Raw genomic sequence first — 14,807 nt, 5'->3', positions numbered from 1 at the left:
CAAGCCTTTCAGAAGGACGCCGACGACGGCGCGGGGGCGAACAGTTCCAGCTGGGCCTCGACCGAAGGCATGTCGCGCACCTCGGCGGCGATGAAGCCCAGCATGCGCTTGAAGGTCTGAATCTGGTCTTCGGGTGCCATGGCGTCGGCCTGGGGGTCGTGGCCACGCGGAAACAGCCCGTGGCCGATCAGGATCGAGGTCCAGTTCTCTTCCTGGAACGTCTCGTCGTCATAGAGGGCAACAGCGCCCCGGGCGGCGAAGAGATCCAGCTTGTAGGCCAGTTCCGCCGGCGGCTGCGCTTCGCGCAGGCGGTCCCAGAAGGGCTCGTCCAGTCGCTCGTTGAGGCGGTAGTGGGCGATCTGGAAGTCGCGCAGGTGGCGGGCGTGGCCCCCCATGGCGTCGTTGAAGGCCTGAGCTTCCAACATCGCGTCGGCGTCGACCGGGAACAGGGCGATCAGGTGCGACAGGCCCACATGGACCATGTGCAGCGGTCCGGCGTCCAGCGGCTCCAGACAGGCGGCCGCCTCGCCGATGGCCACGCAGTTGCCCCGCCACGCGCCGGGCCGGAAGCCGACCTCGAACGGCGTGACAACCGCGTCGCCCAGGCGCAGGCCGGTCAAGACCCTGGCGCTCTGCAGCATGTCCTCGTCCGACATCCGGCGCGAGTCATAGGCTGCCACCACGGGCGTGCGGTCGCGCAGGGGGAACATCCCGACCCAGCCGGCCTTGAAGGCGCTGATGCGGCTCATGGCCGGCAGCGGATTCATGCGCGGGCCCGACGCCGCCAGGATGCGGTCGCATCCGAACCATTGCGACCACGACTCGAACGGCGATTCCAGCGTCTTGCCGATCAGGCTGGCCTCGGCGCCCGTGGCGTCGATGAACAGGTCGGCGGCAATGGTCTGGCCGCCCACCAGGCTGACCGAGGCGATCCCGCCCGGCCCGGCGGTCACCTGGTCCAGCACGCCCGCCACGCGCTGCACCCCGGCCAGCACGGCCTGATGGCGCACCATGCGGACATAGGCGACGGCATCGAGGTGGTAGCCGCTGCGGGCCTTGGAAAAGCCGGCGGTGGCCTCGTTGTGCACGATGTAGCGGCCATGCTTGGCGGCCGCCGCGCCCAAGGAGAAGTCCTCCAGGGCGACGTTCATGCCCTCGTCCCGGGCCTTCAGCCAGTGCTGCAGAAACTCGACCCGGCGGATCGGCGCGCCGTGGCCGTCATAGGCGTGGACGAAGGGGGGACGCGCGCGCGACCAGTTGGCGAACTGCTGGCCCAGGGCATAGACGCCCGAGCACTCGGCCAGCACGGTGATCTCGTCCAGGCCCAGCAGGCGGTGCAGGCCCTCCAGAGCCGGAAGCGCCACCTGCACGTCGACCGAGCGGGTCATCGAGGGCAGCTCGACCACGGTGATGCTGACACCCTGGCGGCCAAAGGCGCGCTGCAGGCCAAGGGCAGTCAGCCATGCGGCGGCGTCTCGCCCGACGATGGCAACACTGCGAACCGGACGGCTCACGACGCCGCTCGCTTGAGGCCAGACATGGCGGCAGGCGAGGCGCAGTAGTCGGCCACGAAGGCGGCATGATCCATCATGGCCTCAGCAGCCTCGGCCACCTCGGCCCTCGCCCTGTCCATCTCGGCGACGATGCGCCCGGCAGGAAGATTGTCGACCAGCGGATCATAGTGGGCGGGCGTCAGGCCCTGGCCCACGAACACCGACACCCAGCTGGGCGGCGCGAACAGACCGTCCTTGTACTTGGGGATGTGCCCGCGATGCCGGAACAGCGCCATCTTGTGCTGCAGCGACGCGGGCACCTCCATCTCGCGGCAATAGGCCCACAGGGGCGCGTCATCGCGGGTGTTGAGGTGGTAGTGCAGGATCAGGAAATCGCGCACCCGCTCGTACTCGACATCGACGAGACGGTTGAACTCGGCGACCAGGCCCGGGTCGATGGTCTTGCCAGGCATCAGCTTGAGCAGGTTGGTGATGGCGATCTGGATCAGATAGATGCTGGTGCTCTCCAGCGGCTCCAGGAAGCCGCTGGCCAGGCCCACGGCGATGCAGTTGCGTTCCCACGACTTGGCCCGGCGACCGGCCCGGAAGCGCAGGGGGCGCGGATCATCCAGCGCCGCCCCGTCCAGATTGGCCAGCAGGGTGGCGGCGGCCTCGTCGTCACTGATGAAGCGGCTGGAATAGACATAACCATTGCCGGTGCGGTGCTGCAGCGGGATGCGCCACTGCCAGCCGGCCGCCAGGGCGGTAGAGCGGGTGTAGGGCGTCAGCGGCCCTGTCCGCTCGCACGGCACGGCCATGGCTCTGTCGCAGGGCAGCCACTGCGTCCAGTCCTCATAGTCGACGCCCAGGGCCTGGCCCATCAGCAGCGAGCGAAAACCAGAGCAGTCGATAAACAGATCACCCTCAATCACCTGCCCGCTCTCCAGGGTGATGGAGGCCACATGGCCGTCGCCCGGACGCAGGGTGACATCGACCAGCTTGCCCTCGGTGCGCTTGAGGCCCCGGGCCTCGGCGAACCCGCGCAGGAAGCCGGCATAGAGATTGGCGTCGAAATGATAGGCATAGGCGAAGTTGGCGTTCACCCCGTCCTGGTCGGTGGTGGGAAAGGCGAACCGGTTGCGGCGCCCGGCCACGATGGGCAGGCAGTAGTCACCGATGTCTTCGGTGCGCCCTTCCTGAAGGCCCTTGGCCCAGTACTGATACAGCGGCACGCCGCCCATCGGCTTGCCGTGAATGCCGAAGGGATGGGTGTAGGTCGAGCCCTTGAAGCCCCAGTCCACGAACTCGATGCCCAGCTTGAACGTGGCGTTGGTGGCGCGCATGAAGTCGGCTTCGACCACGCCGATATAGTCGTTGAAGTCCTTGATCTGGGGCAGTGTCGCCTCGCCTACCCCAACGATGCCGATCTCGTCGGATTCGACCAGCTGCACGCTGCAAAGACCCGGCGGAAGCGCCCCGACCATGGCCGCAGCGCACATCCAGCCTGCGGTGCCGCCACCGACGATCACCACCTTCAAGGGCGCGGGCATCAAGCAAACTCCAGATAGACGGCAAGTCGCCGGCTGACACGTCCGACCGCACGGGCGAGCGCCTCGGGAGTCGGATGGTCGCGGGTAACGGCAGGACTGTCAAAAGGATAGGGCCGCCTGTGACGGCGGCCCTGATGCAAACGCGAAGGGCGCGCCGCCACCGGCGACGCGCCCCGCATCCGATCCTAGTACTTCAGGCGGAAGCCTGCCTGGATCCGGCGGTCGTTCTTGAACCACGCGTTCGGCGTCAGGGTGCGACCCTTGTCGAAGTCGGTAACCTGCTGACGCAGGACCGTCTCGGTGGCCAGCAGGTTGCTGCCCTGCAGGCTGACTTCGACGTTGTCGTTGACCTTGTAACGCAGCGACGCATCCAGGAAGCCGGCGTCATCCTGCCAGACCGGGAAGGCCACGCAGCAGTCGACGGCCGTCACGAGGTATTCGGAACGCCAGTTGTAGGCCAGACGAGCCGCCCATGGGCCCTTCTCGTACATCAGGACGACGTTGTAGGCGTGCTCCGACAGGCCTTCGAGCGCGTCGACCTTGATGCTGTCGGAAACGGCCTGAATGCCGCCGCCGCCGGTACCGCCACCGCCGTCGCTCGAAACCGAGGCGACGTTGGTGTTCACGATGCCCTTGTTCTTCACGTAGGTGTAGTTGGCCTGCAGACCCAGGCCATCGAACGGCGCGGGCAGGAAGTCGAAATAGGTCTGATAGGCCATTTCGAGGCCCTGGAGCTTGGCTCCTTCGCCGTTGACCGGCTGGTTGACCTGCACGGTCCGCGTCACACCGTTGTTCGTGAACTGCTCGTTGAACGCGCCGAACTGGATGTAGTCGTGGAACTGCTTGTGGAACACAGCCACCGAGAACGAGCCCACGTCAGCGAAGTAGTACTCGAGCGACAAGTCAAACTGGTCGGCCGTGATCGGCTTCAGACGCGGGTTCTGCGAGCTGGCCGTATAGAGCGGGTTGACCCCGACAACCGTCCCGGCAGCGTTCTTGACCCAGCGCGGATCGGTCGGAACGTCGACGCTCGGCAGGTTGACGCTGATCGCGCGGAAGTTCTTCAGGTTGCCCATGTCCGGGCGGGCCATCGACCGTGAAGCGGCAAAGCGCAGCAGCCACTTGTCGGTGATGTCCAGCTTGACGTTCAGGCTGGGCAGCCAGTTCTCGTGGGTCGTCGAGATCGTGCTGGCATTGGTCTGACCGGAAATGAACTTCTTTTCGTCCGCCGAGATGTAGCAACCGATCGTCTGAGTGATCACCGGCACCGGTTGACCCGGCAGGGGTGTACGCGGCGTACACGCCAGAAGCGTATCGCTCAGGGTCAGCGGGAAGGCCGTAGAACCCCGGCTTTCGACGGTGGTTTCGACATAGCGAACACCAACGTTACCCGAATAGCTCATGCCGAACAGGTTTGCGCTCGGGCCACCGAACTTCAGCATGGCGTAGGCCGCCTTGCTCTCTTCGGAAACGTCGAGCACTTCCGACGGCAGGAAGCAGTTCTTCTCTGCCGCGCGACGCCCCTTGCCCGAGCAGAGGGCATTCCAGTCACCCACGCCGGTCGAGGCCGAGCCGAGCGCCTTCTGCATGGCCGCCGGGTCCCTCATCGTCTCCATGTTGAAGAAGACGAACTCGTTGGGCGTAACCAGGCCACCGCCGTAGAAGTTGCTGTCGAACTGACGGTTCACATAGAGACCGCGCTGATAGCCCGTGAAGCTGCCCTTGGCCGTGTGCTGGTCGATATTGTACCAGTCGGCGTTGTTGCTCCAGGTGTTGGCGATGTTACCCCAGTTATAGGCGCCCCAACGGACAGTCTGGTCACGATCAGCAAAGCGCACGCCGACCTTCAGCGAGTCCAGCCAGTCCGACTCGAAGAAGTACTGGGCGTCTCCGCGGATCGCGAATTCCTCGCCTTCGGACTTCTCGATGTGGTCCATGACATAGTTGTAGCGATAGGCGTTCGGGTTCAGCAGACCGCCCGGCGCCAGGTTCACATTGGTCGGCGACATCAGGGTCAGCTTGGGGTGCTTGCCCGTCGCGTCCAGACCGATGTCGGCGAAGGACTGCTGACCGACGCTGATGTCGTAGTTGTCGACGGTCGATTCGATCTTCTGGACGTCGAAGTTGAAGCGCCACTGGTCGGTGGGATTCCACTTCAGGTTAAAGCCGAGATCCTCGGTGACGTTGGTGCCGACATTGTAGCGCGTGTCCGTACCGAAATCGCCGCCGCGGCGGGCCGGCGTACAGCCGTTCCAGCCATAGCAGGCGTTGACCAGCGGCTGACCCAGGCTGTTACGCGCGATCTGCGCCGAGCCGGCGTTGTCAGCGCCCCACCAGCCGATGTCCGACGTCATGACACCGGTCTGGAAGTTGCCCTTGTCATCAAAGGTGAAGTTCGGGGTTCCGGCGCGCGGTTGCGGGATCAGGTTGCTGCCGGGCGTTACGCGGAATGAGGTCGGCAGGGCGAACAGGCCGAACGGGCTGGCCGTCGCGACATATTCTTCCCACTCGTTCTTGTACTCCGACCGGTTGTACTGAAGCGTGGCCAGGAACTTCTTGTCGTGGTCCTGCCATTGGGCCGCAAAGGCGCCGCCCTTGCGGGTGCGATCATAGATGTTGTCGCGATAGGCAATGCTGGACGGAATGTACTTCAGGCCCGAGCCGGCATAGATGCCTTCGTCGAAGATCGCCGTACGGCCGTACTGGATGCCTTCGGAATTGGTCGCAACCTGCGAATAGGCATAGTTGGCCATCAGGCCGAACTCGCCGATCTCGGTATCCCAGCGGTCGCTCCAGATGCCCGAGATGCTGGGCGTGACGCGATCGACGATGTCGCCATAGGAGGCGTCAACCGACAGCGAGAAGAGGCGACCCTTGGAGTCGAACGGGGTGCGGGTGCGCAGGTTGATCGTGCCGGCGATACCGCCTTCGATCAGTTCGGCGGTCTGGTTCTTGTAGGCATCGACGCCGGCCATCAACTCGGGCGAGACGTCGCCCCAGCCCAGGCCACGCGAGGAGTTGGCGCTGAAGCTGTCGCGACCGTTGAACTCGGAGCGCACCTGCGGCAGGCCGCGAACGATGACGCCCGAGGGCTCAGCCGAGAAGTGAGCGGTATCAGAAGTGGCCGCAAAGCGATTGACGGTGATGCCGGCGACGCGTTGCAGCGCTTCGGCGACCGACTTGTCAGGGAAGGCGCCGATGTCGCTGGCGGTGATCGAGTCGACCACCGTGTCGGCGTCGCGCTTGAGCTGTTGGGCTGACTTCAGCGCCTGACGGACGCCGGTGACCACGACCTCGGAGACGACACCGTCATCGGCGGGCGCCGCAGGGGTGGTCTGTGCGAGCGCCATGGACGGGACCAGGCCCATCGCAACCGCACCCAGAACAGACAGGGATGCACTGTGGCAGAGCACGCGCCGCTTGGACGCCAAACCCACTTTCTTCATTCCGATCTCCTCCCAGAGACTTTTCAACGGCCCACGGCCGGGTCTTTTCTTGGCGCAACTTAAAGTTGCTTAACTCACAACCGAACACTCAAGCGTTTAGCCTCGATATACGGGTCGGTGGCCGGCCCTCGCATGCGCCCCAACGCATGGCGTCAACCCGACCGCCCCCTTGACAGCGCTGCCCCGAGAGACCGCGCGCCCCAACCCGCAAGCGCGCCATGGCAATGTTTCCACGACGCAATGCTGATTAAATAAATCAAATTGAAGAAATACACAACACGATCGAAGCGACGATCCGAGCCCCTTTTAGCGACGCCATTTTCAGGCGACGAGCCTTCCGAAACCGGACAGACAACCCCCAACCTTCGCAAGCAGAACGCTACAAGACAGACGACTGACCCGCATCACCTAACTATTAAACCAGTAAAATAATGCCTAGTGCCCGCCCCTAGCGCCATCCGATAGTAACGCGCAGGTTGTGTACCACCCCTTCTCTTGACGGCACCCCAAACACCCTGGTGGCCGAGCGTGACCTAACACCGTTCTCGCCCATGGTGAACATCCACAAACGCGCCACTCAAGTCAACAGAATTGTCAACGCTGTCATCCCTTACAGATAAGGGATTTCTCGTCCTGGAACAGGACTGCGCGGCGGCGTCCGCGCACCGTTTCCGCAACCAAAGAACAAGCCTGCCTCATCATCCGGACGGCGCGACTCTCGAACGTCTCGAGCAAAAGACTTGCTACATGCCGATGTTTCGAAACGCGCGGACTGTGTGCCTGGAGCCGGACAGAGCAAGGGCTACGCAATCGCCCGGAACGGCGATTGATGGAACCGACCTCGCCGAATGACGAATCTCGTGAGGGGCTGCCCAACCGCATACCCGCCCTGCCCCGCGACCTGAAAACCGGATCCGGCGTCGCAATTGAACAAGACAATTTTCTTAAAGCCGACGCAGGTGCTATCGGGCGTTTCCCGAGGAGCAAACCAAGCCCATGCACGACGCGCCCAGTCGAGCCACCGCCAAGACGTCCCATCGCGGCGCCAGCCTGTCGGGGACCAATCTGGAACGCGCCGGCGACTACAACCAGCGTGTCACCCTGCAGTCGATCCGCATCGGCGCCGCGAAGACCAAGCAGGAAGTCTCGACCCTGACGGGCCTGACCGTCCCGGCCATTACCAACATCACCAATCGCCTGCTGGACGATGGCCTGATCCTGGAAGCCGGCAAGCTGCACGGCTCTCGCGGTCAGCCGGCCATGACCTTTGCGATCAATCCTGACGGCTGCTTTTCCATCGGCCTCAATATCGACCGCGACCACATCACCATCGTGCTTCTGGATTTCGCCGGACAGGTGCGGGCCCGCGCGACGCGCGAGGTCGCCTTCGCCAGTCCCGAAGAGGTTGCGGCCTTCTTCGAGGAACACTGGCAGGCGTTTCTGAAGACCCGGGGTGTCGAAGCCAGCCGGATCATCGGGGTCGGGGTGGCCATGCCCGACGACATCGCCAATGTCGACCTGCCCCACCGCCCTGCCGCCTACGAGGCCTGGAACCGGGTCGATGTGCGCCAACTGCTGTCGCGCCATCACGAACTGCCTGTCGCCATCGAGAACGACGCCGCCGCTGCGGCCCTGGGCGAGCTGCATTTCGGCCATGGCATGCGCAAGCCCAGCTTCTTCTACATGCTGGTCAGCTCGGGTCTGGGCGGCGGCCTGGTCGTCGAGGGCGAGTATTTCCGCGGGGCCCAGGGCCGAAGTGGCGAGCTGGGCTTCCTGCCGGTGGCCTCGCCACGAACCAGCGCCCAGAGCCTGCAGGAGACGGTGTCGCTATCGGGCCTCAACGCCTTTCTGGGCGATGCTCTGGCCGTCGGCGACCCCGCCCAGCTGGCCGACTTGCCCGCCGCCGGACAGGCCAGGGTTGAAGAGTGGCTGGACCTGGCCGCCGACCTGCTGGTCGATCCCGTCATTTCAATCAGCTGCCTGATCAACCCCCAGGCCATCTATGTGGGCGGCCGCCTGCCCGAGGGCGTCATCGACCGCCTGGCCAGCCTGGTCACCGCCAAGCTGGCCGCGCGGCCCAACATCCTGGCCATGGCTCCGGTGCTGCGCGCCGCCCTGGCCGCCGACGCCCCGGCCATGGGCGCGGCGATCATCCCGATCATCGACCGCTATCTGCCGTCGCGCTCGGCGCTGCGCAACACCGACCAGGCCTGAAGCGCGATCAGCGCACCCCCGCCGTCAGCGGCTTGACGTTCCATCCCCGCAGCTCCAGCCTGGGCGCGCCCTGGCCGGGCTTGGCCGGATAGCGGATCTCGACCTGGCGCTGCTCGCCCGGCAACAGCGAGACATAGTTGTCGGAGTAGTAGGCCGGCAGGATGCGCTGGCCCTTGGCGTCCACCAGGGTCAGCTTACTGGTCAGGGCCGGCGCCGAGCCGGTATTGGCCAGGGTTGCGGTGATCACCCACTCCTCGCCCGAGCGCGCCTGACGGGCCGACAGCGACACCGGCTGAACGGGCATGTCCGACAGCCTGGCGCCCGTCGGTGCCTCGCCCGCCAGCCAGTAGAGGTTGCGCGACAGCAGCGCGCCGTCGGTGCCGGTCAGGTCCAGTCGCACGATGACCGCGCCACGGTTCGCCAGATCCAGTTTCAGCGCGCCGCCCAGCTTCATGTCAAAGGCCGCCACGTCGATCGCCTGGCGACTGTCGTCCAGCAGCTTTCCGGCGGTGTCATAGACCCTGGCCCGAAGGCTGGCCCCGGCGATGGTGGCCCCACCGTTGTTGATCACCGCCAGCCGGTGGTCGGACAGACTCATCTGCACGTGGACCGGCTCCGAGGCCGACTTGGTGCCGTAGAAGGCCCCGTGGGTGTCGTAGTCGTGGCTGAGGATCTGCCACATGGTCGAGGGCCAGGCCGGCTGGGTCATCCACAACATGCGGCCTGACGACTTGGTCCACAGCTCCTGGTTCATCCCCTCGAAAATGGCGCGATGGGTCTCGTAGTTCATCAGCTGGGCCTTGCGCTCGAAGTCCTCGAGGCTGGTCGGCGCGCCCAACTTGGTGGTCATGGCGTCGATGAAGGTCTTGGTCGCGCCGTTCCCGGTGGGATGCCAGTCGTGATAGGCCCAGGTGTCGCTGATCGGCCAGCGATCGGGCTCAGGCACGGCGGCCTCGAAGGCCTCCCGCGTCGGGAAGGACGGCGTGCCGACCTCGACCGAGAAGCCCTTGGCGTGTTCCGAGAAATAGGTGGCCGGGTCGCGGTAGTTATAGGGCCCGCTGTTTTGCAGGTTCACCCGGTTGGAGGCACCCGTATACCAGCGCGTGCCGTCCAGATCATGGACCAGCTTCTCAAGCCCTTCGTTGAGGATCGGCTGGGGCACGCCTTCGTTGCGGCCAAACCACAGGACGATGGAGGGGTGGTTGCGATAGCGGCTGATGACGTCGGCGGCGTTCTTCAGGAACAGCGGCACGTCCTGCGGTTCCAGCTGATAGTCCTGGGTCGAAGCCCAGAAGTCGTTGAGCACCAGCAGGCCATATTCGTCGGCCAGGTCGAAGAAGCTCTCCTGCGTGTTCTGTCCCACCCAGTTACGGATGACGTTGAGGTGCGCCTCCTTGTGCAGGCGGAAATAGGGCTCCAGTCGCTCGCGCTCGACCCGCTTGCGCCAGTCGTCGGTGCCCCAGTTGCCGCCACGCGCGGCGATCTTCACGCCATTGACCTTCAACACCAGATGCGGCGAAAGCCCGGTTTCCGGCACGTCAGTCACAGCAGGCGAGGCGTCGCCCGCCGCCGTCAGCGACGTCGCCCAGCCGTCGACCACCTTGCGGATGCCCTCGTGCGAGCCGTCGGTGATGTCTTCGCCGCGTTGGCGCGCCTTGGAGAAGTCGACCTGTACCCGGCGCAGGTGGCCGCTGGGGTTCATCAGCGACAGGTCATAGGTGATCTGGCGGATGCCGAACCGGATGGTCTTCTGGTCGGACGGGGCGCCGTTGACCGCCACGGTCAGCTTGAGTTGATGCAGCGCCTGCTCGCCGTAGCCGTTGGGCCACCACAGGCGGGGCTTGGCCACCGACAGTTGCGGAAACTCGGCAGGGCTGAGCCGAACCGAGGTCTGGCCCGGCGCGACGGTCACGGTCTTGGACACCGAGACGCCGTCAAAGGCCGCCGTCACCGTGGCCTGCACCGGACGATCCGACAGGTTCTCGACCGGCGCGGTGATCTCGATATCGGCGACGCTGTTGTCGGCCTTGGGCAAGGTCGTGACGATCTGGGCATCGCCCAGCCGCGCGTCACCGGACGCCGTCAGCACTACGTCCTGCCACAGGCCCGTATTGCGGTCGCGGACGCTGGGGATCCAGTCCCAACCTTCGCTGGCGATAAAGGTGGGGCCGTCCAGCGCCATCATGCCGCCGTTCTCGCCCACCCCGGCGGTCAGGGATTCCTCATGCGCGATGCCTGGATGCGGCGGCGGCGAGACCTTGATGGCCAGGGCGTTGCGGCCCGGCTTCAGCTTGCCCGTCACGTCGAACTGGCCGCGGATGAACGCGCCCTTCAGGTCGCCCAGCTTTTGGCCGTTCAGCCAGATCTCGGCGGCATAGTTGACGCCCTTGAAGGTGAGCAGCAGGCGCTTGCCCGCCGCCTGGGCCGGGGCCTCAAAGGCGCTGCGATACCAGTAGTCCTGCTTGTTGAGGCTCTCGGGGATCGCGGTGTTGTTGAGGCCATAGTCGGGATCGGGATAGACGCCGCGATCCACCAGGGTGGTCAGCACTGTGCCGGGCACCGTGGCCGCGTACCAGGCCCTGGCGTCATAGCCGTCGGCCGAGATCGCCGCGCCGCCGTCAGACACCTTGGGCTCCTCGACCAGGCTCCAGCCCTTGAGGGTCCAGAGATCGGTGCCACTGGCCACCAGGGCAGGGCCGGCATAGGCGGGCTTGGCCACGGGCGCCGAGATCGCGCCCTTGCCCTTGGGCCGGGTCCAGGCCTCCTGCGGCGTGGTCTGGCCATACATCTGGCGCACCTGCACCGGCCAGGTCGGGCTGCCGGTCTCATAGACCGTCAGGGGATCAGGCTTACGCTCAGCCATGGCTTTGATATCGGCTGCCGACAGCGCCTGCGCCTGCGCCGTAAAGCCTGACACCTTGCCGGCGAAGGGTGAGAAACCGCTCGCCTTGCGCGGTGCCAGGGTGATCACGGCCGGGGTCGCGGCCGGGGCCACCGGCGCTTCGCCCACGGCTGCGCCGTCGATATAGAGCGTCACCTTGGCCCCATCAGAGACCGCCGCCACGGACCGCCACTCGCCCGGCTTGACCGCGCTGGAGGCCATCAGGACCTTGCCGCCCGTCCAGACGCCGAACCCTTGCGGTCCCTGCACCAGGAACGCGCCCGCAGCCGCCGGATCGCCCAGACCGGCGATCAGGCTAGGGCTCGCGCCAATCTCCGAAGCCTGAACCCAGCCCTGGATCGTCCAGGGCGCGCCGGCCGGCAGAACGTCGTCCTTGCCCTTGCCCGGCAGGGGACGCGAGAGGCCGTCGCCGCCGGCCGGGAACTCCGCGTTGTACGGTCCCCATGCGGCGGACTGGCCGAAGGCCTGCCCCGCAAAGGCCAGTGTCAGGGCGCTGGCGGCCAGCAGCAGGGTCCTGGAGAGCGGTCGAGACATGATGGTTTCCTCCGCGCGGCTTGACGCCGCCTGTTTTGTTGGGTGTTGGGCCTCAGGGCCTTAGGAGACTGGTGCAGGCACCCTGCCCCAGCCCTTGCCGGGTCACAGGGGCCGTGGTCGCGAAGGCCAGGTGGTTGCGGTCCTCGCCATAGGCGGGCCAGGGCGGCAGTCCCGCGCCGTTAGGATCACCCGTCCTGGCGAAGTTCAGCCAATAGGCCTGCAGTGGCGGGCCGGCGGGCGCGTCGAAGACATAGGCCAGTTCCGAACCGTGCCCGACGAGCGCCGCTCCCGGCGCAGGAACCTCCAGCTCATAGCGCCAGACCCTGGCGCCAGCGGCCGTGCGCACGGCTGCGACGCGCTCACCGGGGCAGCGGAACATCCGGTCGGTCGCGACCCGGATGGCCAGATCGGCCGGAGCGCCGCCTCGTCGATCAAGGCCATAGGCCTGGCGCAGCCTCCCGGCCACGCTGGCCGACTGAGTGTTGATCCAGGACCGGGCGCGGCGAGTGTTCTCACCAAACAGGGCGATCTCGCGGGCGTTGCTGCCCACGATCATCGGCGCGCTGTCATCGCCCTTGGCCAACAGCGCGTCAGGCGCATCTGGCAAAACCGCACCATCGACCACCGCCTGCGTCCAGATGAAGCCCTGATCGTCGATGGGCGCGGTCAGGTCCTTGGCGGCCTTCAGCAGCGCCGGGCCGGAAGCCTGCCTCAGGCGGGCCAAACCCGCGTCCTTCGCGGCGTTCCCCCGCGCCGCACCGAAACGACGGGCAAGGTCCACCCCGAGGGCCTCGTTCTGCGCAAGCGTGCGGGGCGCAAAGCCAAAGCCCGGCGTGCCGCTCTGCAATATGCCCCGGGCATAGAGGCCGCGCGCCATCGGCGACAGCATCAGCAGGCCCACGTCCTGGCCGCCCGCCGAATGGCCAAACAGGGTGACATTATCTGGATCGCCGCCGAACGCCGCGATATTGGCCTGAACCCATTTCAGGGCCGCCACCAGGTCCATCAGCGCGTAGTTGCCCGACGCCCCCTGCCCTTCGGCAGTCAGCCCGGGATGCGACAGAAAGCCGAATACGCCCAGCCGGTACTGCACGCTGACCACGACCACGCCCTTGGACGAGAGTCCGGAACTGACCGTGCCCGCGCCCGAGCCGGCCCAGTTGGCACCGCCGTGGATCCAGACCATCACCGGGCGCCGCGCCTGGGAATTCAGCTCTGGCGTAGCGATATCGAGATATAGGCAGTCCTCGCTGGACCGGGCCGCGTCGGCGGCGTTCCAGCCAAAGCTGCTCTGCAGACAGGCCGGCCCCTGGGCAGTCGCCTCGATCCGGCCCGTCCCCTCAACCGGTTGCGGCGGTCGCCAGCGCAGGTCGCCCACCGGTGGCCGGGCGAAGGGAATGCCCAGGAAGACCGCGCCGGGGGCCTCGCGGAACTGGCCCACGATCAGGCCCTGGGCCGTCTGCACGCTCGGCGCGGTCTGCGCCCGCGCGATCACGGGCGCCGTCAGAACCAGAAGGGTCGCCAGCAGACCACCAAGGTGCGCCCTGCGCTCAGGCCGCGACATCACCGGCCCAGCCTTCGGTGTCCCAAAGACGCGCGGCGCCGCGCACGCCCGACGAGTCGCCCCAGCGCGCCTTGACGACGCGCCCGTCCCATTGATCGGCGAACACGAACGGCGCGATCAGCCCCGGCAGGCGATCATAGAGCGCGTCGATATTGGAAAGCCCGCCGCCCAGCACGAAGACGTCCGGGTCAACGATGTTGCAGATCACCGCCATGGCCCGGGCCAGACGCCGGGTCAGGCGCTCGAGTGCGGCCTGGGCCTCAAGATCGCCGGCGTCAGCGGCGGCCACGATGGCTTCTCCGGTCAGCTCGCGTCCGGTCACGGCCTTGAAATCGCGACGCAGGCCTGAGCCCGACACCCAGGTCTCGACGCAGCCGCGCTGGCCGCACCAGCAGGCGGGACCTTCGAACTCGGTAGCGTCGGGCCAGGGCAAGGGAATGTGACCCCACTCGCCGCCCACGCCACTGCCGCCCTCGACCAGCTTGCCGTCCACCACCAGACCGCCGCCGCAGCCGGTGCCCAGGATGATGGCGAAGGTCGTGCGGGCGCCCTGAGCGGCGCCGTCGATGGCTTCAGACAGCGCCAGGCAGTTGGCGTCATTGGCCAGCCGGATGGGCCGTCCCAGCGCGGCCGAGAGGTCTTCGCGAAAGGTCCTGCCGTTCAAATAGGTGGCGTTGGCGTTGCGCATGACGCCGGTGCGCGGCGAGATCGAGCCCGGCGCGCCGATGCCGATAGAACCGCTGGCCCCGACCTGCTGCTCGATCCGCGCCACCAGGTCGCCGACCGCGGCCATGGCCGCGTCATAGGAACCAGGTGTGGGCGTGCGCAGGGTGGCGAGGAGCTGGCCGTCGGCCGACAGCGCCGCCGCCTCGATCTTCGTGCCGCCGAAATCGATGCCGATACGAACCATCGCGCCGCGCCTTCCTGCCCTTTCGGTCCGGCGACTTGATCCGCCGCTCGGCCCCGTCGGCGCCGTCCAACGACGTCGCCAGAATATTTAATAAAAACATTTTTGTTATTTTAGCCGGCACGTCAAGGGCGCGCCGCGCCTGCCAAGGCGAGGCGCGGGTCAAACCTTTGTCTGAACTCGGAAAATTAGAGGGT

General features: G+C 66.3%; 7 protein-coding genes. 1 reads left to right on the top strand and 6 read right to left on the bottom strand.

Features of this window, described 5'->3' with window-relative positions:
* Positions 1-8 precede the first annotated feature (8 nt).
* The 3 genes from ACW179_RS12040 to ACW179_RS12030 all read right to left on the bottom strand — a co-directional run bounded on the left by ACW179_RS12040 (position 9) and on the right by ACW179_RS12030 (position 6,489).
* Positions 9-1,514 carry a tryptophan halogenase family protein gene (locus ACW179_RS12040; RefSeq protein WP_492059745.1) on the bottom strand — a complete coding sequence of 502 codons (1,506 nt, stop codon included), beginning with the start codon at positions 1,512-1,514 and terminating at the stop codon, positions 9-11.
* Positions 1,511-3,043, bottom strand: coding sequence for a tryptophan halogenase family protein (locus ACW179_RS12035; protein ID WP_492059744.1), 1,533 nt, complete (start codon positions 3,041-3,043; stop codon positions 1,511-1,513). Before ACW179_RS12035 ends, ACW179_RS12040 begins: the two co-directional genes overlap by 4 nt.
* A 185-nt stretch (positions 3,044-3,228) precedes the next feature.
* A complete protein-coding gene (locus tag ACW179_RS12030; protein ID WP_492059743.1) occupies positions 3,229-6,489 on the bottom strand; it encodes a TonB-dependent receptor in 3,261 nt (1,086 codons plus the stop codon).
* Positions 6,490-7,485: 996 nt separating this feature from the next.
* Between ACW179_RS12030 and ACW179_RS12025 the strand changes: the two genes are divergently transcribed.
* Positions 7,486-8,703 carry an ROK family protein gene (locus tag ACW179_RS12025; protein WP_492059742.1) on the top strand — a complete coding sequence of 406 codons (1,218 nt, stop codon included), beginning with the start codon at positions 7,486-7,488 and terminating at the stop codon, positions 8,701-8,703.
* Between the two features lie 7 nt (positions 8,704-8,710).
* Here the strand turns inward: ACW179_RS12025 and ACW179_RS12020 are convergent, their stop codons facing one another.
* Genes ACW179_RS12020 through ACW179_RS12010 form a run of 3 tightly spaced genes read right to left on the bottom strand, consistent with a single transcriptional unit; the run spans position 8,711 to position 14,613 of the window.
* Positions 8,711-12,139: a glycosyl hydrolase 2 galactose-binding domain-containing protein gene (locus ACW179_RS12020; protein WP_492059741.1), complete on the bottom strand. Its 3,429-nt coding sequence runs from the start codon at positions 12,137-12,139 to the stop codon at positions 8,711-8,713.
* A 52-nt stretch (positions 12,140-12,191) separates the two neighbouring features.
* Entirely contained in the window at positions 12,192-13,703 is a 1,512-nt protein-coding gene (locus tag ACW179_RS12015; RefSeq protein WP_492059740.1) for a carboxylesterase/lipase family protein, read from the bottom strand.
* Complete coding sequence (locus ACW179_RS12010) at positions 13,690-14,613, bottom strand: ROK family protein (RefSeq protein ID WP_492059739.1); 924 nt, start codon at positions 14,611-14,613, stop codon at positions 13,690-13,692. Before ACW179_RS12010 ends, ACW179_RS12015 begins: the two co-directional genes overlap by 14 nt.
* Positions 14,614-14,807: the final 194 nt, after the last annotated feature.

Source organism: Caulobacter sp. AVps18 (genome assembly GCF_058681425.1).
The sequence above is the reverse complement of the archived record's forward strand: the minus strand, read 5'-3'. Positions and strand labels throughout refer to the sequence as shown.

Excerpts from the sequence above, each read along its gene's own strand:
- ACW179_RS12035 (WP_492059744.1), bottom strand. The coding sequence starts at position 3,043 with ATGCCCGCGCCCTTGAAGGTGGTGATCGTCGGTGGCGGCACCGCAGGC.
- ACW179_RS12030 (WP_492059743.1), bottom strand. The coding sequence starts at position 6,489 with ATGAAGAAAGTGGGTTTGGCGTCCAAGCGGCGCGTGCTCTGCCACAGT.
- ACW179_RS12025 (WP_492059742.1), top strand. The coding sequence starts at position 7,486 with ATGCACGACGCGCCCAGTCGAGCCACCGCCAAGACGTCCCATCGCGGC.
- ACW179_RS12020 (WP_492059741.1), bottom strand. The coding sequence starts at position 12,139 with ATGTCTCGACCGCTCTCCAGGACCCTGCTGCTGGCCGCCAGCGCCCTG.
- ACW179_RS12015 (WP_492059740.1), bottom strand. The coding sequence starts at position 13,703 with ATGTCGCGGCCTGAGCGCAGGGCGCACCTTGGTGGTCTGCTGGCGACC.
- ACW179_RS12010 (WP_492059739.1), bottom strand. The coding sequence starts at position 14,613 with ATGGTTCGTATCGGCATCGATTTCGGCGGCACGAAGATCGAGGCGGCG.